Origin of the sequence: Labilibaculum euxinicum, from assembly GCF_009795715.1 — a bacterium.
Classification (GTDB): Bacteria; Bacteroidota; Bacteroidia; order Bacteroidales; family Marinifilaceae; genus Labilibaculum; species Labilibaculum euxinus.
Genome location: NZ_WTCR01000001.1, coordinates 511859 through 538563, shown reverse-complemented (window position 1 = coordinate 538563; position 26705 = coordinate 511859). Strand labels below are relative to the sequence as shown.

The 26705-nt window shown below is 37.9% G+C and carries 18 protein-coding genes; 7 read left to right on the top strand and 11 right to left on the bottom strand.

What is annotated here, in order from left to right; translation table 11 throughout:
* Positions 1 to 878: 878 nt before the first annotated feature.
* From GQR60_RS02125 to GQR60_RS02105, 5 genes are all read right to left on the bottom strand, one after another.
* Complete coding sequence (locus GQR60_RS02125) at positions 879 to 2486, bottom strand: TonB-dependent receptor (protein ID WP_124991327.1); 1608 nt, start codon at positions 2484 to 2486, stop codon at positions 879 to 881.
* Positions 2487 to 2566: 80 nt separating this feature from the next.
* The gene (locus GQR60_RS02120) at positions 2567 to 4168 is read right to left on the bottom strand and encodes a hypothetical protein (protein ID WP_124991326.1); all 1602 of its coding nucleotides are present in this window, start codon (positions 4166 to 4168) and stop codon (positions 2567 to 2569) included.
* Positions 4169 to 4224: 56 nt separating this feature from the next.
* Complete coding sequence (locus tag GQR60_RS02115) at positions 4225 to 5808, bottom strand: cytochrome C (protein ID WP_124991325.1); 1584 nt, start codon at positions 5806 to 5808, stop codon at positions 4225 to 4227.
* Positions 5809 to 5927: 119 nt separating this feature from the next.
* The gene (locus GQR60_RS02110) at positions 5928 to 7298 is read right to left on the bottom strand and encodes an NAD(P)-binding domain-containing protein (protein ID WP_225441304.1); all 1371 of its coding nucleotides are present in this window, start codon (positions 7296 to 7298) and stop codon (positions 5928 to 5930) included.
* Between the two features lie 79 nt (positions 7299 to 7377).
* Positions 7378 to 8247 (bottom strand): hypothetical protein, encoded by an 870-nt coding sequence (locus tag GQR60_RS02105; RefSeq protein WP_124991324.1) that lies wholly within the window; start codon positions 8245 to 8247, stop codon positions 7378 to 7380.
* Between the two features lie 333 nt (positions 8248 to 8580).
* Here GQR60_RS02105 and GQR60_RS20040 point away from each other — a divergent pair, with 333 nt between their 5' ends.
* Both GQR60_RS20040 and GQR60_RS02090 read left to right on the top strand, forming a co-directional pair.
* Entirely contained in the window at positions 8581 to 9414 is an 834-nt protein-coding gene (locus GQR60_RS20040) for an FKBP-type peptidyl-prolyl cis-trans isomerase (RefSeq protein ID WP_225441303.1), read from the top strand.
* 26 nt (positions 9415 to 9440) lie between these two features.
* Complete coding sequence (locus tag GQR60_RS02090) at positions 9441 to 9887, top strand: cupin domain-containing protein (RefSeq protein WP_124991323.1); 447 nt, start codon at positions 9441 to 9443, stop codon at positions 9885 to 9887.
* A 359-nt stretch (positions 9888 to 10246) separates the two neighbouring features.
* Here the strand turns inward: GQR60_RS02090 and ccsA are convergent, their stop codons facing one another.
* Together ccsA and alaS are read right to left on the bottom strand one after the other, a co-directional pair.
* Positions 10247 to 13318, bottom strand: a complete 3072-nt coding sequence (ccsA, locus tag GQR60_RS02085; protein WP_124991322.1) for a cytochrome c biogenesis protein — start codon at positions 13316 to 13318, stop codon at positions 10247 to 10249.
* A gap of 362 nt (positions 13319 to 13680) precedes the next feature.
* Positions 13681 to 16314: an alanine--tRNA ligase gene (gene alaS, locus GQR60_RS02080; protein WP_124991321.1), complete on the bottom strand. Its 2634-nt coding sequence runs from the start codon at positions 16312 to 16314 to the stop codon at positions 13681 to 13683.
* Positions 16315 to 16442: 128 nt separating this feature from the next.
* On the opposite strand from alaS, the gene GQR60_RS02075 reads away from it, so the two are divergent.
* The 5 genes from GQR60_RS02075 (at position 16443) to GQR60_RS02055 (ending at position 20337) form a co-directional block, all read left to right on the top strand.
* Positions 16443 to 17411, top strand: coding sequence for a M23 family metallopeptidase (locus tag GQR60_RS02075; protein WP_124991320.1), 969 nt, complete (start codon positions 16443 to 16445; stop codon positions 17409 to 17411).
* A 150-nt stretch (positions 17412 to 17561) separates the two neighbouring features.
* Positions 17562 to 17897, top strand: a complete 336-nt coding sequence (locus tag GQR60_RS02070) for a MerR family transcriptional regulator (RefSeq protein WP_124991319.1) — start codon at positions 17562 to 17564, stop codon at positions 17895 to 17897.
* A 19-nt stretch (positions 17898 to 17916) separates the two neighbouring features.
* On the top strand, positions 17917 to 19011 hold the full coding sequence (locus tag GQR60_RS02065) for a Nif3-like dinuclear metal center hexameric protein (protein WP_124991318.1): 1095 nt from the start codon (positions 17917 to 17919) through the stop codon (positions 19009 to 19011).
* 5 nt (positions 19012 to 19016) lie between these two features.
* Positions 19017 to 19853 (top strand): zinc ribbon domain-containing protein, encoded by an 837-nt coding sequence (locus GQR60_RS02060; protein ID WP_124991317.1) that lies wholly within the window; start codon positions 19017 to 19019, stop codon positions 19851 to 19853.
* Positions 19854 to 20013: 160 nt separating this feature from the next.
* Positions 20014 to 20337 (top strand): thioredoxin family protein, encoded by a 324-nt coding sequence (locus GQR60_RS02055; RefSeq protein ID WP_124991316.1) that lies wholly within the window; start codon positions 20014 to 20016, stop codon positions 20335 to 20337.
* Positions 20338 to 20374: 37 nt separating this feature from the next.
* Here the strand turns inward: GQR60_RS02055 and GQR60_RS02050 are convergent, their stop codons facing one another.
* The 4 genes from GQR60_RS02050 to porU all read right to left on the bottom strand — a co-directional run bounded on the left by GQR60_RS02050 (position 20375) and on the right by porU (position 26395).
* Entirely contained in the window at positions 20375 to 20734 is a 360-nt protein-coding gene (locus GQR60_RS02050; RefSeq protein WP_124991315.1) for a CoA-binding protein, read from the bottom strand.
* Positions 20735 to 20900: 166 nt separating this feature from the next.
* The gene (gene ispF / locus GQR60_RS02045) at positions 20901 to 21377 is read right to left on the bottom strand and encodes a 2-C-methyl-D-erythritol 2,4-cyclodiphosphate synthase (protein ID WP_124991314.1); all 477 of its coding nucleotides are present in this window, start codon (positions 21375 to 21377) and stop codon (positions 20901 to 20903) included.
* Between the two features lies 1 nt (position 21378).
* Positions 21379 to 22557, bottom strand: a complete 1179-nt coding sequence (gene porV, locus GQR60_RS02040) for a type IX secretion system outer membrane channel protein PorV (protein WP_124991313.1) — start codon at positions 22555 to 22557, stop codon at positions 21379 to 21381.
* A 58-nt stretch (positions 22558 to 22615) separates the two neighbouring features.
* Complete coding sequence (gene porU / locus GQR60_RS02035) at positions 22616 to 26395, bottom strand: type IX secretion system sortase PorU (protein ID WP_124991312.1); 3780 nt, start codon at positions 26393 to 26395, stop codon at positions 22616 to 22618.
* Positions 26396 to 26705 lie beyond the last annotated feature (310 nt).

Genomic DNA, 26705 nt, shown 5'->3' with positions numbered 1-26705 from the left:
TTGTCCCCTGCTTCAGCCGGGGCATTAAAAACACATCTCTTCCATAGACCTCATCCTATCCTTCTCCTAAAGGAGAAGAGAAAACAGCTTCGTTTTTTTTTGAAAAGGATTGTCAAAACTCCCTCGCCTTCAGGAGAGGGCTGGGGAGAGGTTTAAGAATTATCCCAATACCTCATCCTATGCTTCTCCTGAATAAGAAGAGAAGATAGCTTCGTTTTTTTCAAAAGGATTGTCAAAACTTCCTCTCCCTCACGCTGGTGCGCGATTGTATCGCGTCCCTTAATATTATAAAGTTAGTGCCACACGATACAATCGTGCGGTAGCTGTGCAGCTGTCATGTTGAGCTTGTCGAAACATCTTATTTTAATGAAAGGATTCTTCGGCTGCGCTCAGAATGATGATGGTTCGGTCTTTTTCCATTGTCCCCTGCTTCAGCCGGGGCATTAAAAACACATCTCTTCCATAGACCTCATCCTATCCTTCTCCTAAAGGAGAAGAGAAAACAGCTTCGTTTTTTTTTGAAAAGGATTGTCAAAACTCCCTCGCCTTCAGGAGAGGGCTGGGGAGAGGTTTAAGAATTATCCCAATACCTCATCCTATGCTTCTCCTGAATAAGAAGAGAAGATAGCTTCGTTTTTTTCAAAAGGATTGTCAAAACTTCCTCTCCCTCACGCTGGTGCGCGATTGTATCGCGTCCCTTAATATTATAAAGTTAGTGCCACACGATACAATCGTGCGGTAGCTGTGCAGCTGTCATGTTGAGCTTGTCGAAACATCTTATTTTAATGAAAGGATTCTTCGGCTGCGCTCAGAATGATGATGGTTCGGTCTTTTTCCATTGTCCCCTGCTTCAGCTGGGGCATTTCAAGAAAAGCAAATCAAAACCTCTTGATCAAATTCAAATACAGTCGGGAATAATTCTGCGAAGACTCGAATGTTCCTTCGTAATTGGCCGAGAAAGAGAGTTTTTTATTGATTCGCCACGATACATTTGCTTCACCAATGTGCTGAATCAATTCATTATCGTTGAATTTGTACTGGTAATTCACATAGCTGTAGTTGAGACCTGCAAATAGTTTTCCCGGAATAATATCGCGCGTTAGTCTTAGTTTGTAAATTATTCCATCCAGATAATGAGTCTGCAAAACGGAGGTTGACAGGGTGGCATTGCTGTTAATTCCCGGAACGTTGCGGTACGATACAAAGGCATACAGGTTTTTTGAATCTTCCACTTCGCTTTTACGGGAACGATGGCCGACATTTGCCCCCAGCGAAATTCGATTCGTGGGGCGGTAGTTTACCCGAAAGCGAATTCCCTGACGGGTTTCATTTTCCAGTATCTGAAAGGCAAGGCTTTTAAAGGTTTCGTAGTACACCACATTCTTGCGTCTGTCGAGCGAACCCGTAAGAGAAAGTTGTTTGGATACCCGATATCGCAAAGAAAGATACATGCTGGTGAGGTCGAAGGTGTTTTTCGAAACTTCCTCTTCCAATTTGTACAGGTCAACTTCGAAAGAGGCAAACAGGAACAGGTTTTTTAAAAGCGAATTGCTGTGCTGATAGTAGGCAAACCGTCTGTCGGTATTCGATTTGTATTTTTGTTCGAAAAACGACACCGTATTTTGCATGCTTCCCACTTTGGTTTTCATGCTGTGTTCCAGGTATCCACCAAACTGCATCAAGTCAAAATTGAAGGAATAGTTTTCGTAATCGGGCCTCGAGCCTGCAATAGCTCCCAGCGAGAAATTGCCAATTTTTTTTTCTACCTGTACACCATCAACAGCGCCAATGTTCGAAACTTTCCGATTTATTTTTCGCCCCAACCAAATGCTTGTGCTCTGGTTGGCATCGTAACAAATGGCCAGATTGTAAATTTTAAGTGCATTAAAAATATCCGATTTTACCTCATCCCACTCGCCCGAATTGTGCGAAAAGCGAATGTAGGTTTCGGCTGAAAATTTCGAATTGTCGATGTTTTTGGCATTCATTGATAAGCTGTAACGCATCCGGTGATTACTGCCTCCCGATGAGCTGGACAGGTTGGAATAGGACGAAGCTGAAATTTTACCACGGATTTGTTCCTCCCGGTTCAATTCCTGTTTGGTTCTGGGTGCTGGTGTTGTTTTTTCAACAATCTCAGTATTATATTCGGGATCTTCAGTCAGAATAATATCTTTTTCGGGTGTTTTTTTAGCTGTAGGAAAGGCAATAATTTTATCGCCTTTGGCAAGCTTGATATCTCCAACTGCCATTCCAATTACCGATATCGACGATTTGTTGTTCACCACTAATACGGGAACGAAATCAGAATCCTTTTTCACATACAGCGTATCGCCAACGGAAATTGATTCGGTATTTGAGAATTTCACATAGGTGTTTTGTGAGCTTTTGTAGGAGATTTCACCTTCTAAAAACTTTTCCTGTGCCCGAAGCGGGGTGCTTAGGCAAAGCAAAATAATTACGACAATTGCTGGTAAAGTTCTCATTTTTATCTCTGTTTAGCTCTATTAATCATCTTTTTGATATCACCTTACAACCAGGTTTGTTCTTTATGCTTTTGCGAGGGTTAATCCTCTCTTCCATCTGGATGACAGGACAAACAAGAGGTGCTGTTGTACACGTAGTTGTTTACATCACTGTGATGTCTGTCGGTATCGGATTGGTTGTGTTCATGACAGGTAATGCACGAAAAAACAGCATAATTGCTTGTGTTGGTATGACAATCGGTACATGAATTCCACTCATCGCGGTGTTTTCCGCTGTAAATTGGGAAATACTGTCCGTCGTGGTCGAAAGTGGAAGGCTCCCAGGCATTTTCGGTATGGCAATCGGTACATTCCGTTGGGAAATTAGCTGCTTGATGAGCAGGATCAGCAGTTTGATTGTAATCCGCAGAATGACAACCAAAGCAAGTGTTTGGTGTGTTCACATAGCTTCCCTGATGGCAGGCAAAACAATCTGTTGCAATTTTTGTATGCGCTCCTTGTATCACATAAAAACCGTTGTGATCGAAATTGGCAGGTTCCCATGCATTTTGAGAATGGCAGGTTACGCAATCAGTAGAGAATCCTGAGGTGCTGTGCGCCGGATCCGAAGTTTGATTGTAGTCGGCCTGATGACAACCAGCGCAGGTGTTTGGCGTGTTGTCGTATGATCCTTGATGACAGGCAAAACAATCTGCTGCAATTTTGGTATGTGCTCCCTCAATCACATAAAAATCGTTGTGATCGAAATTTGCTGGTTCCCAAACATCCTGCGAATGACAGGTTTCACAATCGGTAGAGAAACCCGATGTGCTGTGCACCGGATCTGAAGTTTGATTGTAGTCGGCCTGATGACAACCAACACAGGTATTTGGTGTGTTGTTGTAGGAGCCTTCGTGACAGGCAAAACAATCTGTTGCAATTCTGTTGTGTGCTCCCTGTATCACATAGTAATCGTTGTGCGTATCGAAACTGGCAGGTTTCCAACCTGGTTTGGTTGTATGGCACAATTCACAATTTTGCGGCAAGCCGGCCGATACATGGTTAGGGGTGGTGCTGGCATTGTAATCAGCCTGATGACATGAAAAACAATCGGTGGACAGCGATGAGTAATTGTTGTTTGTGTGACATTGGAAACAATCGCTAATGGCATGACCATCTGTTAAAGGGAAAAAATCGTGGTTGAAACCTCCCGATGACCATTGGAAAGCACCCATTTCATGACAATCTTCGCAGTTGGTAGAATAATTACCGGTTACATGGTTTGGTTCAGTAGCCGCCATATAATCTTTTCTGTGACAGTTGATACATTCAACCTGTAAAGGCTCGAATTGTGCAAAATTATTGGAGGTATGGCAGTCGAAACAATCGGCTGTGGCATGAGCACCAACAAGCGGGAAGCTGGTTTGCTGATGAATTTCGGAGATATTGGTCACCAGCCACGATTGTGTTGTGTGACACAGCATACAATCCGAACCCAGCGTGCCGGTATGCACATCGGTATGACATTGCATGCATTCGCTTTTAGCTTCGGAAAATACCAAATTGGTATGGCACGACTTACAGTCTGTGGCTTTATGCTGACCTTCGAGCAGAAAATTCGTTTTGGCATGATCGAAAGAAAATGTTTCTGGGTTCACCACCCATCCTTCCTGAGTATGACAGGTTGCACAATCTATTTTCATGTCTTTTCCGTGAGGTGATTGGGAAAAGACATTGAGCGAAAATGATAAAATCAAGATTATTGATGACAAGTAGCGCATGAGAAATCTTTAAATTTATATTGTGTATAAAAAGTTTGATTCATTTCCAGCTGTTTGTGACATGCATTACAATCAATAACAGCATGTTTTCCTTCCAGTTTAAAGTCAGTTTTATCATGATTAAAATTGGCAATTTTCCAATCATCATGATGGTGGCAGTTTAAACAGTTGGTTGTGCCTTTTTTCTCGAATTGCTTCTGATGTTCATCCTGATGGCAACTTAGGCACTCCTGATCGAAACCAGTAAATTTTTGAATGGCTTCGCCTTGATTGTTCTTAGTAAAATGACAGGCGCGGCAATCTTGTTTAGTGTGCGCGCCCTTTAATTTAAAGGCGGTTAAATTGTGATCGAATTCGATTTGGTTCCATGTATTTTCCTGATGACAGGCAGTACAGTTTTGGTTTGGATAAAATCCATCGCTAATGATATTCTTGTGTATGTTTTCATGGCAATCGACACATGTTTTGCCAATGTTTCGGAACTGCCATTTTTCATTTTGCTGATGACAGGCAAAGCAAGGAGTCGCCAAATGGGCTCCCTGCAAAGGAAACTGACTCTTGTTGTGTTGATCGATGGAATAACTCGAGCCTGCAAATCCGTTTACACTATGGCAATTCTTGCAATCCGGCGAAAGTTTCTTTGCTGTAAATTGTCCTTGGTGATAATCCTGATGGCAATTGGAGCACCTGTTGTGTGCAATGGGTGTGGTGTATGAGCCTTTGTGGCAGCTTTTGCAATCTACATTCTTGTGTTTTCCGCTTAATTTGAAATTAGTACTGTTGTGGTCGAAATTACTCAGTGCAGTTACGCTTCTAAATGAGTTTACTGTATGGCAATCGGTGCAATTGGGGCCGAATTTGTTGTTGTGAACATCGGTATGGCAGGAGGTGCAGGAATTGAATTTGATGCCGGCAAAATGCTGAAACTTCTCGTTGTTTTTTATCTCTGTCTGATGGCATTTTTCGCAGTCCACATTCTCATGTTTACCCAGTAAAGGGAATTGGGTGCTTTTATGATTGAAATTTGAAGCAGGCACAAACTGATTCTGATCATGACAATCATTACAGCTGGACGAAAGTGTTTGCTGATGAACATCAGTGTGGCAAACGGCACATTTGGGTTCCAGTCCCAGATAGGAATAGTCCTTTTTGGCAATTTGTTTATTCGTAATGAATTTGCTTTGGTGGCATTCTTTACAATCCAGTTTCTGATGTGCACCCTGTAGTTCGTAACCCGTTAAATCATGCTTAAAAGTATTTTTATCGAAGCGGATCATTTCAAATTTTCGCCCATGATGATCGCTGTGACATTCAACACACTCTTTTCCCTTAATTTCGCCCGAAGCGTGATAGCCTTTGTTCGAAACAATGCGTTCATTAAGTAATGTATGGCAATCCAAACACTTGCTGTTACTTACCTTTTCACCAATAACATGACACTGGGTGCAATTCGAAAGACCTTCCAAATTGGCATGTGCTTTTGACAAATCACCCGGCGACAATTGAGCAAGGACAACTTGTGAAACAAGCAAGAGTAATATGATGAGGGAATATCTGTGCATTTGTTTTATTAATGATGAGTTGTCAATTAAGAGTTATGAATTATAAGTTAGGAGTGAAATTCATCATTCATAATTTGTTCGACCTTTCGACTTTTCAAGACTCTTCCAGATTTTATTTGTCAGTGTTTTAGCATTGCATCGCCAAATTTCCTGGTGATTTGTATGCCTGAGTTTTTCAGGAATTGAGAGGGTAATTCGCCACCGGCAAAAATGTAGACCAGATCGTTATCAAGGGCAATTTTGTCTTCCGAATCAGTAATCGAAAGTGTAAGAGAATTTTCCTGTATCAGATCGATATTGGAATTGTAGACCACGTTTATTTTGTTCTGAGCGATTGCATCTTGAATTCGCTCACTGTTTTTAGGTTTTAGGCGGTTAAAAGAATTATTTCGGTACGATAAGGTTACCTTGTTTTGATCTGCCAAAAGCAGAGCCGATTCAATGGCCGAATCGCCGCCGCCAACCACCAAAATATTCTTGTTGGAGATGTTTTCGGGCTCGAGTAATCGGTAGGCTACCTTTTCCAGCTGTTCACCATTTACATTCAGCTTGCGCGGACTACCGCGCCGGCCAATGCTGATTAGTACTGTCTGAGAGGTATATTCTTCTCCGTTTTTTGTACGAATACTAAAAAACTCGTGCTTCTTTTCTATCGATTCAACCTTTGTATTTTCGCTTACGCTGATTTCATTTTTGTTCATTACGTCTCCCCACAGTTCGAGCAATTCTGTTTTGCTGGTTTCGTACAATTTCACTTTTCCGTAAAGAGGAAGATCCATAGGGGAGGTCATTACAATTTTTGATCGAGGGAAAGAAAAAACTGTTCCGCCCAGACTATCCTGTTCCAGAGTGATGAACTTCAGATTGTTCTTTTTTGCCATTAAGGATGCTGATATTCCTGCGGGTCCTGCTCCAACAATGAGTACATCATATTCCGCTTTGCTGTTTTTTTTGATGCAGGAAGTGAGATTCTCGATTGCCTGCCTGCCTTGCTCAACTGCATTTCTTATCAGTCCCATACCACCCAATTCGCCGGCAATAAAAATGCCCGGCACATTGGTTTCAAAATTCTGATCGACATGAGGTAATTCTACGCCACGTTTTTCGGTACCAATGCACAAACTAATGGCTTGGGTAGGACAGGCATGAAAACATGCACCATGCCCAATGCACTGTGATGCGTTAATTACGGTAGCTTTTCCGTTTTGGATTCCTAAAATATCTTTCTCGGGACAAACCGTTATGCAGGCACCGCTCTTTATGCAGGAATGCTGATCGACTACCGGATGGAGTGATACCGGTTCGTACAATCCGTCGGCTTTGGCTTGCGTAATTTTTTGCTCAACAATGCGCGATTCTCTTTTTTGCTTTCGGATGTAAATGAACACAACCAACAAACAAAGTAAGAAAACCGAGCCGTAAATTATTATCTCTTCCAGCAACAAATCCATTTTATATAGAATGTTTTTTAATAAGTTTCTCTTATCCATCTTATGAAGAAAGATATTGGAGTTTTATTTGAGTATATCAATCTCATTTCTCACAGCTGGAATCTCATATCTATTAATATCAGAATATCCATTTGTATCCAAAAATGATGGTAACTGCTACATGAATGAGTAAAATAACCAACATCACCAGTGCAAAAGGCAGATGGGCAACATGCCAGTATTTAAAAAGCTTTTGCATGTAGTTCAGTCGATCAATCTTACGGTTCAAAGTAATTTCATGAATCACCAAACGCTTAATTTTTTTCCGTTCGGCTTGGGAGAGTTTGTTTCGTTTCAGTTCAGAATCTATTTTTTTATAGGTCTTTCTATCTTTTGCCATTTTTCTTAGTAATCGGAACAGAAGCAAACCTGAATTGTTATCAGAATTTCCGGCTACCGATGCCACAATAATTTGATGGCTTTCTTCATTCAAATTGTACTCTTTCTTCAGCAGTGCACCAACGTCAGTTTTTGTATCTCTTACTTCTAATAAACTCAATTCCCGGCCTTCTATTGTTCTGGGAATTTGAATATAGATGAATCGCCCAATAATACCGCTAATAACAACTGCTACCATACTCCAAAACGAAATGGAGACAATTCCTCCAAATTTAAAGGCTGTATGAAAGAGAATCAAAACAGGTCCGAGCGAACACAGGAAAATATGAAATTCGAGCCAGTATTTTAGAATTCCAATTCTCGAAAAACGCGCAATTCGTTTTCTAACCATATACATAAACACACCTATAATAATCAGCAGCGAACCAATAATTCCCAAACCATGCCCAACAATACCACTTGGTTTCAATATTTGATGATCGGGATGATAGAAACGCTCCTCAACATTCAGATGATAGTAGGTGAATCCATAGTAGCAAAGAACTGCAATTGCAATTAAAACAATCAGTACAAATAAGACTAAGGATAGAACATGTATAAATCTCGACATAGGTATGGTTTTAGATGAATTTACGGAATTCGGATTAAAATATTGTTGGGCATCAGTAATTTAGATAGCGTCTATTTCTAAATAAGATTATAAGGTCAAGAAGTGAAAGGGGATATAAATGAGGTGGGGCATGCCGTGGCATATCTTGAAAATTACAGTCATACTGATCAATTTTGAGATTACTAAGCAGGATTCCCACTTTTTACTATATTTGTTTTTTTTATAAAACAGATAGATATGAAACGTCCATGCCAAGGTGTTTTTGACATTGAGGGATAATTATTCCAGTATGGTAAGTTCCATATGGCAAATTAAAAACAAATTATAAATCATATGAAGTATAGCTTATTAGCCTTGTGTTTTGCCTTTTTAGTATCATGTTCGGGTTCCGATGATGAAAAAGATTACAGGGCAGAGAATGAAGAAGAGATTGCAGCTTATGTGCTCGCAAACAATTTAGCTGCAGAAAAAACTGCATCGGGTCTGTATTACGTAATTGAGGAGGAGGGTACAGGAGCCTCAATTACAAGTACTTCTAATGTAACAGTTACCTACAAAGGTTATTATGCCAACGGTACGGTTTTCGACGATAGTAAGGAGAATTTAGTTTCCTTCAATTTACAAGGTGTTATTCCTGGTTGGACCGAAGGACTTACCCATTTTAAAGAAGGCGGTAAAGGAATGTTATTAATACCTGCCCATTTAGGATATGGCAGTAAAGATTACAATGGTATTCCCGGAGGATCTGTACTGATTTTTGAAATTGAGGTATATACTCCTGAAATGATTGCTGCAAAGAATGATGAAGATATACTGGCTTATTTGGAAGCAAACAGCATAAGTGCAACCAAAAGCGATTCAGGTTTGTATTATACAATTGAAGAGGAAGGAACAGGAGCACAGCCAACAGGTACGTCGAATGTAACTGTGGCCTACAAAGGCTATTTTTTGAGTGGATCTGTTTTTGATGAAAGTAGTTCTGCTGGAGTTTCTTTTGGATTGGATGAGGTAATTAAAGGCTGGAAAGAAGGTATTACCTATTTTAAAGAGGGAGGTAAGGGAAAGTTGTTTGTTCCTGCATCCTTGGCTTATGGTAGCTATAACTATTCAAAAATCCCTGGGGGATCAGTTCTTATTTTCGATATCCATTTGATCTCTGTAAACTAAACGGGAACCAAACTCCATTCGATTCTATGAAGATAAAGGATGCCAATCAGGTAATTGATATTGTATCGAAGTACATCGATCTTTCGGTTGTTCCATTTGGACAGGACAAAAGGTCGGTTGTTCGTGTAGATACCCGTCAGCCAATGTATGGCGGCAATGGCATTGTTTACCTCTTGCAGATGTTTGATGCGGATGAGTTGATAAATAACAGGATTGGTTGCTTCATGGTCTTTTTAAACAAGTACGATCAGGCCGGATTTCACAATCACGGTCCCAGAGGAGAAGAAGAAATTTATGTAGTGGTGCATGGCGAAGGAGAGTATTCCGATAAGGCAGGTGAAGATGGTAAAGTAAGAACCCATAAAATCACGAAAGGAAGCATCACTGCAGTAAGCAATGAGGGATTTCATTCGGTGCAAAACACTACTGACGAGCCACTCATCATTTTTGTGATTACTACGAATAAAGCATAAGTAAATACTTTTATTATATAGAAAAGGAACCCCAACAGGTTCCTTTTTTGTTCTTTTGCTCAAGCCGCAAGGCTTTTACTTTTCTCCTTAGATGAGAAAAGTAAACTGCCGAACAAAGTGAAACCATGAGTACCAAAATAATATTTCAAGAATAAAAGAATCAAGTCAGCCTGATCCTTGTCATTTCTGTGTGGTTGCATTGTGGCAAGCCTTACGGCAGGCTGACAAAGCACGCTCAGATTATAGGAGTTACTTGTTTAGGAGTATTGCAGAAGCCCGTCCAGTTTGAGGACTATTATAAAAAAATGAAAAAGAGCCTCACCTAAGCGAAGCTCTTTAAACTTTGAAATATATTTATTTTATGCCTCCACCTCTTCTGGTTCGGTATTGTATTTTTTGTAATTGAAGTAAGCAGTTAAACTTAGAATCAGAACAATTGCAACGGTGTAGTACACCCAGGTTGGCACCGGAACAGGATCGCCTTTTGCGTACGAATGCATACCAGCCAAATAGTAGTTTACACCAAAATAAGTCATTAAGATTGAGCTGTAGCCCCAAACCGAAGCAATATTAAAGGAGTAAACCGATTTTAAGCCGGGAATAAAACGCATGTGCAATATAAAGCTGTATACCAAAACACTTACCAGTGCCCATGTTTCTTTAGGATCCCACCCCCAGTATCGTCCCCACGATTCGTTTGCCCAAATACCACCCAGAAAAGTTCCGATGGTAAGGAAATACAAGCCAATGGTCATAGTCATTTCACTAATCCGGCTAAGATCTGTTACAGTGCTTTTAATTCTATCAATGTTATTCTTATTCTGTAAATTGAACAGGAAGAGGTTGATCATTCCTAAAATTGCCGCCAGAGCAAGAAATCCGTAACTGGCAGTAATAATGGCTACGTGAATGGTTAGCCAGTACGATTTAAGAACCGGAACCAAATTGGTAACCTCTGGATTCATCCAGCTTAAATGTGCAACAAAAAGAGTTAAACCTGCAAGAATAGATGTTGCAGCTAAGGCAAAATCCGATTTCTTCACAAATATAAATCCTGAAAGTAAACATGCCCATGCCACATAAGTCATCGATTCAAAACCGTTGCTCCAGGGAGCATGACCGGAAATATACCATCTGGCAGCCAATCCGGTTGTGTGTAAGATAAAGCCAATTCCTAATATCAGTATGGCTGCACGCATAATCCACTTTACCGAAAATTTCGGGTTGATAATCTGGATCACCAGAAACACGACTAAAAAGAAACCAATTAATAAATAGTAGGGGAATAACCTTTTAAAGATATTGGTATTGTTGTATAGAATCTCAATTTTTTGTTTGGTAGGCGATGGAATTACATTTTGGGCAAAACGGTTTTGATAGGTTTTTATTCCTGCAATATAATTGTCTGCATTTGTAAAATCGCCGCTGTTTAAGGCTTGTCCCAGCAGCAATATTGATTTTTTTACAAACAAAGAATCATCGCCGGAAAAAGCCAGTTCAGCAGTAGGATTGTACCAGGCATGCATGTCATCGTTCGGATCAGGGAATATTTTTAAGAATTCACCAGTAAACACCATATAGCTGATGTTAACCCTTTCGTCAACCGAAATAATTTCCTTATCGTAACCTGTGCGCTGCGATGGTTTTCTTGAATAAGCATCCTGTACTTTCTTCGAAAGTTTGTACTGACCTTGTTGGTCTAAAAAGTGTCCGAACGATCCGTATTTGCCCGAAATGCCAAGTTCCTTAGCTAATTCCGAATTCCCAACCTTAATCATGGCAACCGTTTGCCACTGTTGTGGATTTACAATCATGCTAAGAAAAACCTGCTCGGCAGTATATCCCTGAAACTTGCTTTTCTTTGTGATTTTACGAATCACCTCGCTGGCCATGGTATTAATGGGTTCGAAACGACCGCCGTTATCTTGCACCAACAATGCTCCAAAATCCTGCGATTGCTTTAATGGAACAATAGGTAATATTTCATTTTGTGCCGAAGCAGGAAACAGACTGCCTGCAATCAGGAAAGCCGTTACGGCAATAACTTTCATACTTTTCGATTTTGCCCCCAATGCTTTAAAACGGGTAGCCGGACTAATCAGCGACCAGGCCATACCCAGCATCAGAATAAAATAACCAAAGTAGGTGATTCTCATTCCCCACTGGTCGTGATTTACCGAAAGAACAGTTCCCTTTTCGTCCGTATCATACGATGCCTGAAAGAATCTGAATCCTTTGTATTTTAGAATGTTATTCATGAAAATACGATGGTTTTGTTCAATCCCTTTTTCATTATCCACAAGAGTAACTTCACTTGCAAATGATGATGGGCTGTTTGAGCCGGGATATCGGTCTAAGATAAATTTGTTTAGTTTCAGAGAAAATGGAATTTCAATTGTTTTTGGACCGTAAGCTACTGCAACATCAATACCGTTTATCATCAAATTACTGGGTACGCCAACATAATTACTTGATCCTTTCACAATCATTTCCTTTTGCTCATTTCCACTTTTTACATCAAATACCAATACCGTAGGGGCATTCTTATCTCCGCCTTGTATGTATTTGTAAATTGCTGCAGGGAAAAAGTTTTTGATTACTATTTTGGTGCCGTTTAAATCGTATAATTTCTTAGGGAATACCACGTGCCATTTATTAGCTTCCATTGGAATTGGATCTCCGCCCATCATACTTACTTCCGAAAATTCAAAGGGAGAAATTATTCTTAAACTATCCGAGTAATCGAAAACAATAGTATTTGCATTGGGACTACCTCCAAATGCGATAAGATTAGCACCTATGTTTTTTTGTTCGCTGTAAGCTATAGTAAAATTCTGCATTCCTGCCATTCCAGTAGAACCAACCGCAACCATCTCAATAATGGGTGTGCCATTCGGATCCTGTGCAATGGTCGATTGAGCATTGGGAATCATTGTTTTAAGTGATACCTCAACATTTTTATTGTCGATATTCAAATCATCACTAAATTCCGTTGTTTTTACCGATGAAACAGTAATTTTTTCGCTTAATTGACTGATCTTACTATTGGTTCGTGCCTGAATATTGATGTAGGAACTCATCGTGGTAATCTGATTGGTTGATTGCCCTTCGCGAATGTGCATATTGCCTTCGTAACCAATATATCGGGTAATCCCCGAGCCTATGAAAATGATAATGAAGGCTGCATGAAACAGGAATATAGACCACTTTTCCTTTTTGTAAAGCTTGTATCTGAAAATATTTACCACCAAATTAATGGTTAGTAAAAGTAACATTAACTCGAACCACCAGGCATCATAAACCAATACACGGGCTGCTGAAGTACCAAAATCATTCTCTATAAAGGTTGCTGTTCCAATTGAGAAAGCAAATAAAATGATGAGTACTCCCATCATTTGCATAGAGAATAGGAAATTCAGAAACTTATTCATAGTTGATAAAATTTTATTTCGTTTAAAAGAATTTTATTGAAATTCGGATGAAAGCCTTATGTTTCGTCAGTTTCCGAATATGAGAGTTCAAGGTACGCTTTTCTTTATAATTTCAAAATAGCTCAAGTTACACTTGCCATTTGCATTACAAACTATTTTTTCATGCAAACATGTAACTTGTTGTAAGTAAGTAAATCTCTTTTTTGTCTTGTGACATTTATCTTTAATAAGGCAGATAAATGTCTGTTTTGATTGTGTAAACTCTTCAAGATTTTACAGTCAGATTCTGTAAGAAATTAGAACATACAAAAAACGCCGTTTCAAATCGAAACGGCGTTTTTTGTATGCTTGTAGCTAAAATATTATTCTTCAATTTTATGAAGAACCATTTTTTTGGCAACTTCAATTGCTTTTTCCAGTCCCTGAGGATCTTTACCGCCAGCTGAAGCAAAGAATGGTTGTCCGCCACCACCGCCTTTTATTTCTTTGGCAGCTTCACGAATAATAGCTCCGGCATTCAAATCGTATTCTTTTACCAGATTATCCGAGAACATGATGGTAATGTTTGCTTTTCCATCCAAATCGGCACCCGAAATAAACACAAGATTATCAACTTCTCCTTTTAGTTGAAATGCAATATCTTTAATGTCACCCGCGCTGGCAACAGCAATTGATTCGGCAATAATATTAACATCATTCGTTACCGAGATATTTCCTTTCAAATCATTCTTAACGATTTTCAAACGGTCTTTTATGAAACCATCCAAATCTTTTTTCAAACCTGAATTCTCATTCATCAAATCAGTAATGTTCTTAATCAGATTCTGATTTGATTTAAAAATGCGTTCAATCTCCTTTAAGGTATTCAACTTATCGTTGATAAATTGTTCAGCCTTTACAGCTGTAATTGCTTCAATTCTTCTAACACCGGCAGCAATTGCACTTTCCGATGTAATTTTAAAATACCCGATTTGACCAGTAGCTTTCACATGTGTTCCTCCACAAAGCTCAACTGAATCGTTAAATTTAATAACACGAACCAAATCGCCGTATTTTTCACCAAATAAAGCCATTGCACCAAGGTTTACAGCTTCAGTCATTGGTATGTTATTCTTTATTTCGATAGAGATGTTCTCACGAATTTTAGCATTCACAATTTCTTCTACCTTGGCAATTTCTTCCTCGGTTAGTTTCTGAAAATGCGAAAAATCAAAACGCAAATGATCAGCATTTACAAGAGATCCTTTTTGTTCCACATGCTCGCCCAATACTTCACGGAGTGCGTGGTGCATTAGGTGAGTTGCTGTATGGTTATTTGCAATTAAAGTTCTTTTGCTTTCGCTGACTACAGCCTTAAATACTACAGTTGGATCTTTTGGTAATTCTTTTGTAAAATGAACAATTAATCCATGTTCCTTTTTTGTATCTACAATAGAGATTTTTTCTCCATTCGCTTCAATGTATCCGGTATCTCCAACTTGTCCGCCACTTTCACCATAAAAAGGAGTAATGTTGAAAACCATTTGATACTGGTCTTTATCTTTCGAAGAAATTTTGCGGTAACGGGTAATTCTTACCTCAGTAGTCAGGTAATCGTAACCAACAAATTCTTCTACATCATCTTTTAAAATCTCAATCCAATCGCCGGTATCAACAGATGTTGCTGAACGTGAACGATTTTTCTGAGCTTCCATTTCTTCGTTAAATTCTTTACGGTTGATAACCAAATCGTTTTCTTTCAAAATCAATTCCGTTAAATCCAACGGAAAACCATAGGTATCGTACAATTCAAAAGCCACTTTACCCGATACAACTTTGTAATCTTCCGATTTTGTTTTATCAATAATTTGATCCAAAAGGCGAATTCCGTTTTCGAGAGTTCTTAAGAAAGAGTTTTCCTCTTCCATTACTACTTTTTCGATTAAGTTTTGCTGCTTAATCAGTTCAGGGAAATGTTTTCCCATCACCTCAATTAGTACCGGAATTAAACGATGCATAAATGGCTCTTTAAAGCCAAGGAAAGTGTAGCCGTAACGAACAGCTCTTCTCAAAATTCTTCGGATTACATATCCTGCCTTATTGTTCGAGGGCAATTGTCCGTCGGTAATGGCAAAAGCAATGGTTCTAATGTGGTCGGCAATTACTCTAAGAGCAATATCAATTTCTTCATCTTTACCATATTCCTTCGCACTCATTTTTGCGATAGTCTGAATAATTGGCTGGAACACATCAGTATCGTAATTTGATGTTTTTCCCTGCATAGCCATACACAAACGTTCAAAACCCATGCCTGTATCTACATGCTGATGAGGCAAAGCTTCCAAAGAACTATCCGCTTTGCGATTGTATTGCATAAATACAAGATTCCAAATTTCAATTACCTGCGGGTGATCTTTATTTACCAAATCACGACCGGCAACTATTTTCCGTTCTTCATCACTACGTAAATCAACATGAATTTCGGAACAAGGTCCACATGGGCCTGTATCACCCATTTCCCAGAAATTGTCTTTCTTATTTCCGTTTATAATTTGTTCGGCAGGAAGAAACTTGGCCCATAATTCTGCAGCTTCATCATCACGGCCTAATTTATCATCAGCACTTCCTTCAAAAACAGAAGCGTACAATCTATCTTGCGGCAGTTTGAATACATCAGTTAGAAGTTCCCATGCCCAATTGATGGCATCTTTTTTAAAGTAATCACCAAACGACCAGTTACCCAACATTTCAAACATGGTATGATGATAGGTGTCGTGACCGACTTCCTCTAAATCGTTGTGTTTTCCTGAAACGCGCAGGCACTTTTGAGAGTTGGCAATTCGCTTGTATTTAATTGGTGTGTTACCCAAAAATATATCCTTAAATTGATTCATTCCCGCATTGGTGAACATTAAAGTTGGATCATCTTTAATAACCATTGGTGCCGAAGAAACAGTCTTATGTTGTTTTGAGGCAAAGAAATCCAAAAATGCCTGTCTGATTTCGTTAGAATTCATGCTATTATGTTTTATATCAATCTGATTTGTATACTTAGCTTGCAAAGTTAGATTATTTCCTTAATTTTGTTAGCTGTGGAGGGAAAAAGTTTAGGCTTTTTTCTATAAAAAAAATCTAAAAATATTACATGGCGAAGACTAAGTATCAGTTTAACCCAGAGTCTATTAGTTACGAAAAAGTAGAGGCCAATTTTAAGACGAAAATAATTAACGTTCTAAAACATATGGCTTCAAGTTCAGTCCTTGCCATTGTAATGGTTGTGGTATTGTTCTATTTTTTCGGATCCCCAAAAGAGAGATCTCTCATTCGTGAAAATCAGCAGTTAATTGCACAATATACCCGTCTTAATTCAGAGTTGGCAAAACTTCAAAACGTTTTAACGGATCTTGAACAGCGGGATGATAATATTTATCGTGTAATTTTTGAGGCGGAACCGATTCATTCAAATATTCGAAAAGCGGGTTATGGAGGAGTAAACCGATACAGTAATTTGGAGAATCTTGAAAATTCTGAATTGGTTATTTCAACCAATAAAAAGATTGACCGTATTGCCAGATCGATGTACGTTCAGACTAAATCTTACGATGACGTTGAAGTAATGGTAAAGAACAAGTTTAAAATGCTTGCATCTATTCCTGCTATTATGCCGATTGCAATAAAAGATTTTGGAAGAATTTCATCCGGTTACGGATGGAGGATTCATCCAATTTATAAAACCCGTAAATTCCATGATGGAATGGATTTTAACGGAACCGTTGGAACGCCAATATATGCAACTGGTGATGGTGTGGTTACCTATAAGAACACAGAGAGGGGATACGGCAAAAAAATTGTAATTGACCACGGTTTTGGATATAAAACCGTATATGCCCACCTCAATGGCTACAACGTGAAAGCCGGACAGAAAGTAAGACGGGGAGAAGTTATTGCCTTCCTTGGAAATACTGGTTCATCAACGGGACCTCATATCCACTATGAAGTTAGGAAGAATAACAAAACGATCGATCCGATCAACTATTTTTTTAACGATTTAACAGCCGACGAGTATGACAGTATGGTTGCTTACGCTGCTAACACTGGTCAAACAATGGATTAGTTCTATCGAAAGAAAATAGGAAAGCATAAAAAAGTGGCACGGAAAATATTATTTCGTGCCATTTTATTTGTTACTTTAGATAATAAATTGTCCTAATCGGTTCATTTCTATACAATTTATTTGGCTTGTGAAACTTAAATCGTAACATCGGTGCCTTACAAAGAAAAAAAAATCGAAAAATTATATTATGCCATTGGAGAAGTAGCTGAGATGTTTCAGGTAAATACTTCTTTGATTCGATTTTGGGAAAAGGAATTTGATATTATAAAACCTAAAAAGAATAAGAAGGGAAATCGGTTTTTTACACAAGCGGATATTGAAAATTTTCATTTGATATTTCATTTAGTGAAAGAAAAAGGGATGACTCTTAAAGGAGCCCAGCTCAAGTTGAAAGAAAATAAAGAAGATACCGAGAATAATTTTGCTGTTGTTACTCGTTTACAGGAAATTAAAGGTCTGCTTCTTGAGATTAAAGAAGAATTGTAATTCGTAAATTTTATTGAAATTGAAAGTAAGAGATATTGTTTCATCTATCGAAGAGATGGCTCCTTTGACCTATCAGGAATCGTACGACAATTCAGGTTTACTGGTTGGTAGTTATGATTCAGATGTTACCGGTGTTCTTATTTGTTTGGATGTTATAGAGAGTGTAGTTGAGGAAGCCATTAAGAAAGGGGTAAATTTAATTATTGCTCATCATCCTATCGTTTTTAAAGGGTTAAAGCGTTTTAATGGGAGTAATTATGTCGAGAGAACAGTAATTCTTGCCATTCAAAATAATATTTCAATTTATGCTGCCCATACCAATTTAGATTCAGTAAAAGGCGGGGTGAGCGATCGTATTTGCGATTTAATCGGACTTCAAAACAGGAGAATTCTATCTCCGGTAAGCGACGATCTTTATAAACTGGTAACATTTGTACCCAATAAGTTTGTTCAAAAAGTTAGAGATTCTTTATTTGAGGCCGGTGCAGGAAGCATCGGAGGTTATGATTCCTGCAGTTATGCTGTTGAAGGTACCGGAAGCTTTAGAGGCGGAGAGAATACCGATCCGTTTGTTGGTGAAAAAGGAGAATTACATTTAGAGGCTGAAGTTCGCATCGAAACTATTTTCCCAAAGCATTTAAAGGGGAAAATATGTTCGGCACTTCTAAAAAATCATCCTTACGAGGAAGTTGCTTTTGATATTTATTTGCTCGAAAACGACAACAAACAGGTAGGAATGGGTATGATTGGCGAACTTACAGCACCCGAAGATCCACTTTTCTTCTTAAGCAGGGTAAAGGAAATATTCGGATCGGCATGTGTAAAACACACCCAGATAAGTAAGAAAAAAATAAAAACCGTTGCAGTATGTGGTGGGAGTGGAAGCTCCTTGTTACGTAAGGCTATCAGTCGGAAAGCTGATGTTTTTGTGTCGGGAGATTTTAAATATCACGAGTTTTTTGATGCTGAAGGTAGAATAATAATTGCCGATATCGGGCATTACGAAAGTGAACAATTTACAAGAGATATTTTTTATGAGATTGTTACAAAAAAATTCCCTAACTTTGCGGTTTATATTTCAGAGATAAATTCGAATCCAATAAATTATTTGTAAAACATATGACTACACAAGATCCAAAGGCTTCAGATTTTAAGGATATTTCAGTAGAAGATAAATTGCGCACAATGTACGAAATGCAGTGTGTTGATTCTGAAGTAGACCAAATTAGAACGCTAAGGGGAGAGCTTCCATTAGAAGTTCAGGATTTGGAAGATGAAATCGCAGGTCTTGATACTAGGATTGCCAACCTAAACAATGAGGTAAAAGATTTAGTTGAAACTGTTGCGAAGAAAAAACAAGAAATTAAAGAAGCGGGATTACTTATTAAGAAGTATGAAGCTCAACAAATGAATGTTCGTAACAACCGTGAATTTGATTCTATTTCAAAAGAAATTGAATTTCAAAATTTAGAAATTGAATTGTGCGAAAAGAGAATTAAAGAATTTACTTCGGAAATTGCCAACAAAAAAGCGGTAATTGAAAACTCAGATAAAGTTTTTGCTGAGAGAAAAGCTGATTTGGAAGGCAAAAAGGGTGAGCTTGATGCAATTGTATCAGAAACTCAAATTGAAGAAGAAAAATTGGTTGCTGCGTCTGCTTCGTATAGAAAAAAAATAGAACCAAGATTGTTAACAGCGTATACAAGAATTCGTTCAAATGCAAGAAATGGTCTTGCAGTTGTAACAGTTGAGCGTGATGCTTGTGGTGGTTGTTTTAATAAGATTCCACCTCAACGTCAGATGGATATTCGTTCTCGTAAAAAGATTATCGTTTGTGAATATTGCGGGCGTATTTTGGTAGATCGTTTTATTGTTGATTATGACAATAGTCTGGAGGAAGCAGAAAAAGCTGAACAAGCTGAAAAGCCAAAAAGAAGAACTCGTAAAAAAGAATAGTACTATTCTTATATCATATAAAAAGCTGTTTCATTTTTTTTGAAACAGCTTTTTTTAATGTGAATATTTTCGTTACAGTTGTACTAATTGTCTGTATTTTAAGAAATCTCCCCTGTGTTTTTATTATTTTTGCAATCTATCTTAAAACAGAATTTGCTTTATGAACTTATCATTGTCCGAATTGGAAACACTTAAAGAGAAAAGGGAATCATTTTATATTTACTTTTCGGCACCTTCCTGCGGAGTATGCGAGGTGTTATCACCTAAACTTAGGTACATGATGAAGGAGCAGTTTCCAAACTTGAAAGCTTTTCATGTTGATAATTCGCTACAACCGGAAATTGCTGCACAATTAGGCTTATATACCAATCCCAGTTTATTGGTTTATTTGGATGGAAAAGAAGTTTTGCGTAAAAGTCGATCAATAGGAGTATCGCAAGTTGAAGAGGAGATAAGACGTACCTATGAGCTTCTTTTTAACTAGAGACGCTAAAGAATAGCGCCTCTCTGCATTTATTCATCTAATAAACTCCTGTGCGAAGCATTACCAAAGGACAGGCTTCTTCTGTTTCTATTCCCAGAGCATTTGCTTTGCGATAGAATTTCGGATTTTCTGTTCCAGGAGGGAATAAAATCCGTTCAGGTTTCAAACCTATTATATAATCGTAATAGGTTTCTTGATTTTTTGGAGAAAGGTAAACAGCAACCGTTTCAACTTTTCTTTCGTATGGATGCCCTACATTAATTTCAACATCGGCAATTTTACCTTCTTTGTTTCCAACAGCAATGGTTTCGATATTATGCTCACGCAGCAAACGCACGCATTGATTTGAATATCTTTCCTCGTTTAAGCTGGCACCAATTACAACTGTCTTTCTCATTGTGGAGTAGTTTAAGTATTTATATATCTATATACAACAAATATAGTAAAATGAATAAATTATCAAAGAGGAGTAGTTGATTATATAGATTTTATTTAATGCAAAAAAAACCTTCCTGAAATTACTTCAGGGAAGGTTTTTAACCAATTAAAACTACTGAGTGTGCTTATTTTTGAATTAAAACTGTGGCGTAAGCGGCAATACCATCTTCGGTACCAACAAAACCCAGTTTTTCTGTTGTTGTTGCTTTTATTGCTAAATCTTCCAAATCAATTTCCATAACATCCGAAAGTACTTTTTGCATTTCAGGAATGATCGGTTTAATCTTGGGTTGTTGCAGTGCTATTGTTGCGTCAATATTTCCAATTGAAAAACCCTTCTCGGCGATTAGCCTAATTGTTTTTTTTAAAAGTATTTTGCTGTCAATGTTTTTAAAGTCATTAGAGGTATCCGGGAAATGATATCCAATATCACGCATGTTGGCCGCTCCAAGCAGAGCATCGCAAATAGCGTGAATCAATACATCTCCATCCGAATGGGCAACACAGCCTTTATTATGAGTTAATTTTATTCCTCCCAGCCAAAATTCTTCTCCTTCGGCTAATTGATGAACATCGTAACCAAATCCAACTCTAATCTTCATCTTACTTTATAATTTTATCAATATTGGCAGTAAGTGTAAAACGCAAAGTATTCTTTAACGGATTATTTTGAGTTGAAGGAATTAGGTACGAAAAATCCAAATCAAACATGTTTAGTTTTACGCCTAATCCAGCTGTGAAATATTTTCTGTTTCCTTTTTCTTCGTGTTCGTAATAGTAACCTGTGCGTAATGCAAATTGTTTTTGATACCAGTATTCAAGACCAAGCGACCATGTAATTTCTTTAAATTCCTCACTCATTCCGCCGGGAGCATCTGAGAATGAACCGAAAATACCACTCATTACTGATTTATTAGATGCTTGTCCGCCAACTATAACGGTTCCGTTATCTTCACCATCTTGAAGAGAACCATTAGCAGGAGTTGGAACTAATAATTTGTTAAAATCGGCAGCGACAGTTAACGAATTGTAATTATCCAATTCAAATTTAAGTGCAGAACCAAGTCTGAGATTTGTAGGGATAAACTCCTTTTCATCGTCGGTTGTGTAGCTTATTTTGGAACCGATATTTGAAATATTCAATCCCCACGACCAAAGAATTTCTTTTCGGTTTCTTTTAAATTCCTTCTGATAATAAACAGAAATATCTGCAGAGTAAGCATTTCCGGCTTGAGTTTCCACTCCTGCAACATATTGAGATTGGGTAAGATCGGAGCGGATGTATCGAAATGCAATGGCTCCGGATAGATTATCGGTTAATCTTCTTGAATAGGCAATATCAAAAGCCCACTCATTTGGGTTTCTTGAAACAGCTGTTGCATTCTCACTTTCTAAAAAGATGATTTCACCCAAGGTAAAATATCGAAGCGAAGAGGCAAGAACTTGATTCTTATCCAAACGATAATATCCGGTTAAGTAGGCAAGACTCATATCATCAACCAGGTCTCTTAACCAAGGTGTGTACGATGCTGCAACCCCGTAGTTACCATCAATCATGGCAAATTTAGCAGGATTCCAATGCATCGAATTCGCATCAGGCGATGTGGCCACACCAACATCTCCCATCGCACCAGCACGGGAATCTGGAGTAATGGTTAAGAAAGGAACAGCTGTTGAAATGTAATTAGCTCCCGATGTTGAGGTCTGTGCCCAACTTGTTTCCATGTTTGAAAATAGCAAAATGGATAAAAGGCTTGTGATTAGAGTTAGTTTGTAGTTCATAATGATTTAATATAATAGTCTGCAAATATATTCAATAAACTGTTAAATTTGGTTTTTATTATTTTAGGATTACTAATTTTTGAAATTTATTTACCACTTTTCCATTATCGGCTCTAACTTTTACACGATAGAAGTAAACTCCGCGACCAATGGAATTGCCAAAATCGTCTTTCCCGTCCCATTGAATAGGACCAACACGATTTCCGGTTGAATTTACTGTTGTTTCAATAGTCTTAATTAATTTTCCTGATATGGTGAGTATCTGAATTAAAACATCCAGTTCTCTGGAGGCTTGATTGTGCTCAAAATAAAAACCTGTATTAGTTGTAAAAGGGTTTGGATAATTTAGTACGTGTTTTAGAATAAGGTCAGCATTATCTGCAACAAGAAATTCAAGTATATTTTCGGATGAATTATTTACGTTATCCCAAACTTTAACTTGAATTTCATGTTCACCTGTTTCCAGATCGGAAAGTCGGTAGCTGATCTTTCCTTTTTGGTAATTATCCAGATCCGATTCGTAGAAATCAGTAAGCTCATAAGGCTGATCTGTTTTTTGATCCAACACAGCGATAATATCATGTCCAATGGAATTACCAACGGTATTTATCCCGCTGGAATCCTGAACGATTGCTAACAGAAGAGGAGATGTGCCTGTCATACCGCCCGGAGTGAATTGCTCATCGTCCATATAAAGTTCAATTTCAGGACCAATTTTATCTTTATCCGCATTTGGATTTGTACCTCCAACCACAATACTATTGGTGTATCCGGCCGCATCAGCATTCATACTGTTTGCGTAGTAGGAGATTTTCCCATTTCCATATTGATAATTAATATCTTTAGGAACGAAAAAATTAAAATTAAAGTTTCCATTGGTAACACTGGCTTTTCCTTTAAAAAGGACACTGTTTTGAACCGTGTATTCAAATGGTTCACCATCATTTCCACGTGTCGATTTAGTTGTTGCTTTATCGTATATTGTTGGATAAACAGTTCCTGAAAAATTATTCAAAATCGCACCGCTGTTTGCAATTATATCACCGGAAATATGAACCTTACTCAATGCTTTTAAAGTATCTGTTGGTTGACTGATATCTACATTATTAATTAGAAGTGTTTTGGCCGAATGAGTAGGATAATTCAGTCTAAGAGCCGGATCTCCTAAAAGAGTAAAGTTTCTTTTATTAATGCCAGATCCTGTTTCATTTTTCGTTTTTCTCATGATATCACCCAAACGAAGATAGTTTCCATCCGAATCTTTATCAAAAACATGATGATAAAAATTTTGGTTTAAGCTGAAATTCGGAGATGAAAAAACCAATCGGGTGGTTGTGAACAGACCGATGCCACCACCGTTGTCACGAAGAAGAATCATCTCGCCTGAAGAGAGTTTTTTGTAATTATCGAAACGGCTGAATTCACAGGTAGCAGTCATGAACAAAGGAAGTTTTGTCGGATTTTTCCAACTTAAAATATCGTTGAGCATTAGAATGTGTTCATGTGCCAGTCCGTTCTCATTTCCATGCCCGGTGTAGTTCATAAGCAGGCTTCCTTTGTTTATACTTTCACTGATTGCTAAATTGACATCAGGATATTCCTGCCCGGCAGAGCTTGTTATCTGTTCATAATCATCAAGGAAAATTCTTTGTATTTTAAATTGAGGATAGTCTGTTTCTACCTGCACAGCCAGCTTATTGGCATCCCTCATGTGAGTATTATTGTCTTCATCGTCTCCAATAAAACAGATCTTGCTTCTCCAATCTCCCCACTCTGAATTGTTGTAGTTTAAAATTTTATTGGTGACAATTTGTGCTTCTTCGGCCGTATTCACAGGCAAACGTCCAATGCCAATATCTACCATGCCAATTGCCTCTCCTTCATCATCATCAAGTAGTCCGAAAAAATCATCAGTAACAAAAGATTGAGTCGGACTTAAAGAATTTTCCGATTGATAAGTTGGAATTTGGTTTGTGTTGTTTTCGCGGTCAGATTTATTATCAAATGAGCCATCGCCAAAAAGTAAAAGATATTTGGGTAGATTCTCTTCACTTGTCGATCGATCGTAAAACATTTTTACAAAATTACGAATGGCGCTCGCGTCAGGAGAACCGGATGAAAACTCATTGTAGATCTCCTCCGGATCAACAATAGTCACTTTTAAATTGTCCTTGGTTCTGTGAAAATCTGCAATTTGACTGGCGTAAGACAAAAACTTGGAAGGACTAATGATAATCATATCTGTTTGAGCTAAAGCATGCAAATTTTGATTTTTAACCGATCCAATAATAATTGGTGTAGGGAAATTTCCATTTGGATCACAGGCAACATATTCTTTTAAAGAATTTGCATCTGCAGTAAAAGATGTTGTATTGTTACTGTAATTAGCAGATATGAATTTTACAGATTGGGGAGAGGTGACATCCCAAATTTGAGTTTTGTCATTTGTATTTTGAAGCGTAAATTGTGCCTTGTTGCCAACACCAATGGTTTTGGTATCTCTAAATGCCATTTGATTGTTAGTGAAAACCATATTTCGTCTGGCATTTACCCGAAGAAAGTTTAACCATCCTTTTGAGGATGGGGAACTTTTATCATAGTCAATACTCAATTTAAAATCAGCAGATGAAGGAATGAAATTAATGAATTTCTTCTCTGAAACCGATGCGTAGTTAGCTGTATAGCTTCCTGTGTTTACCGATGGCATTTCAATATCTCCAATTGAATTCGTTCCAGAAAGCAGATTGAATTTTGTTGCGGACGATGATCTTGCCACTAAATTTGTACTAATTAAAATAGGTTCTCCTGTTTTTAGGTTTGGGAATGAAAAATTGAAAGAGTAATTTGTTGTAACATCAAAAGTATTCCCAAGCCAAAGTCTGCCACTCTCCAAAAGATTGATGTTGTCCTGATCGAATACAGCGTAGTCATCAAATCCGGTAACATTTATATTAGAGGAAGCTAAGGATGCTGCCGATTGAATGAGCGTCGGACTTCCCATATCAGAACTAAGAAAATAATGTGAGAAATCGGAGTACAAATGATTTTCGTGGACAAATTCATTGGAGGTTTCATCGAATTTCCATGATCTTGGTCCTTTGGCATAAAAGAGAATAAAATCGCCCGAATTAAAAATACCATCACTTCCTTTATCCATGAAAATGGGATTGTTAGGCAAATCATCCAAACTATCTTCAGAGTTCATTTTAGGAAGCATTCCTCCCCCGGATCCATAAATTCGTATGTTTTCCGGATTGGAAATTCCCATATCAATTAATTGGGAATAGGTAATTTTATGCACGGCAGTGGTGTCAATTGCAATTTTCACCCATTTTCCTGATTGAAGAACAGAGCTGGCGACGTAAGATTTGCTTTGTTTTAGCGATTTAGTCTGACTTTTTTTTTGAAATCTCAGTGAGAACCGAATCAATTTTTCGAGTTGGCCTGTTAAAGGATTCTTCCGTATGGGCGTAAATTTAACTTGTTGGTAATTTTGTTTTCGAATAACAACTGTGTTAATTGATGGTTTTATTGTATTGGAGATTGTTTTATTTCGTAAAATCTGCCTTTCAGTGGAACTTAACAATTTGAATTGCGTATCAAATAACTCGACTGTGAATAATTCGTTGGTTGAGCTTGTTAATTGTAGGTGTGAATATTCTGGTAACCATGAGTTTTCCTCATTCAATGAAGCTCCTGTAAAAGTTAGAGTGTTAATTTTTTCTCCTGTAGGATAGACAATTAAACTTTCTGTCCAATCCAAATTAATTGGAGTTGTAATTTGTGAAAATGAACTAACACTTATAATGGAGAATAATAATATTACCAGATAACGCATAAACAATTACAGATATTTTACATCTAAATTAAACAAATTGGCGATTTGCGAGAATTGAAGGTATGCAAAATAAGCAAAACTTAAGACAAAGTCGAGAAAAGATATTAAGATAAAAGGAAGACTTTTCTTGGGGATTGAACCGGATGGTTTTTAAAAAAATGTTTTGTATCAGATAGTTAGGGTAGTAGGGATGTTTAAGCTGTCATGCAACATGCGATTAGTGATTTTTTTGAACTGAATTATACCCTTGAAATGTTAAATAATTTTGTAAAAAAGTAAAATTAAATACAATAAACTCTCTACTCTTTTA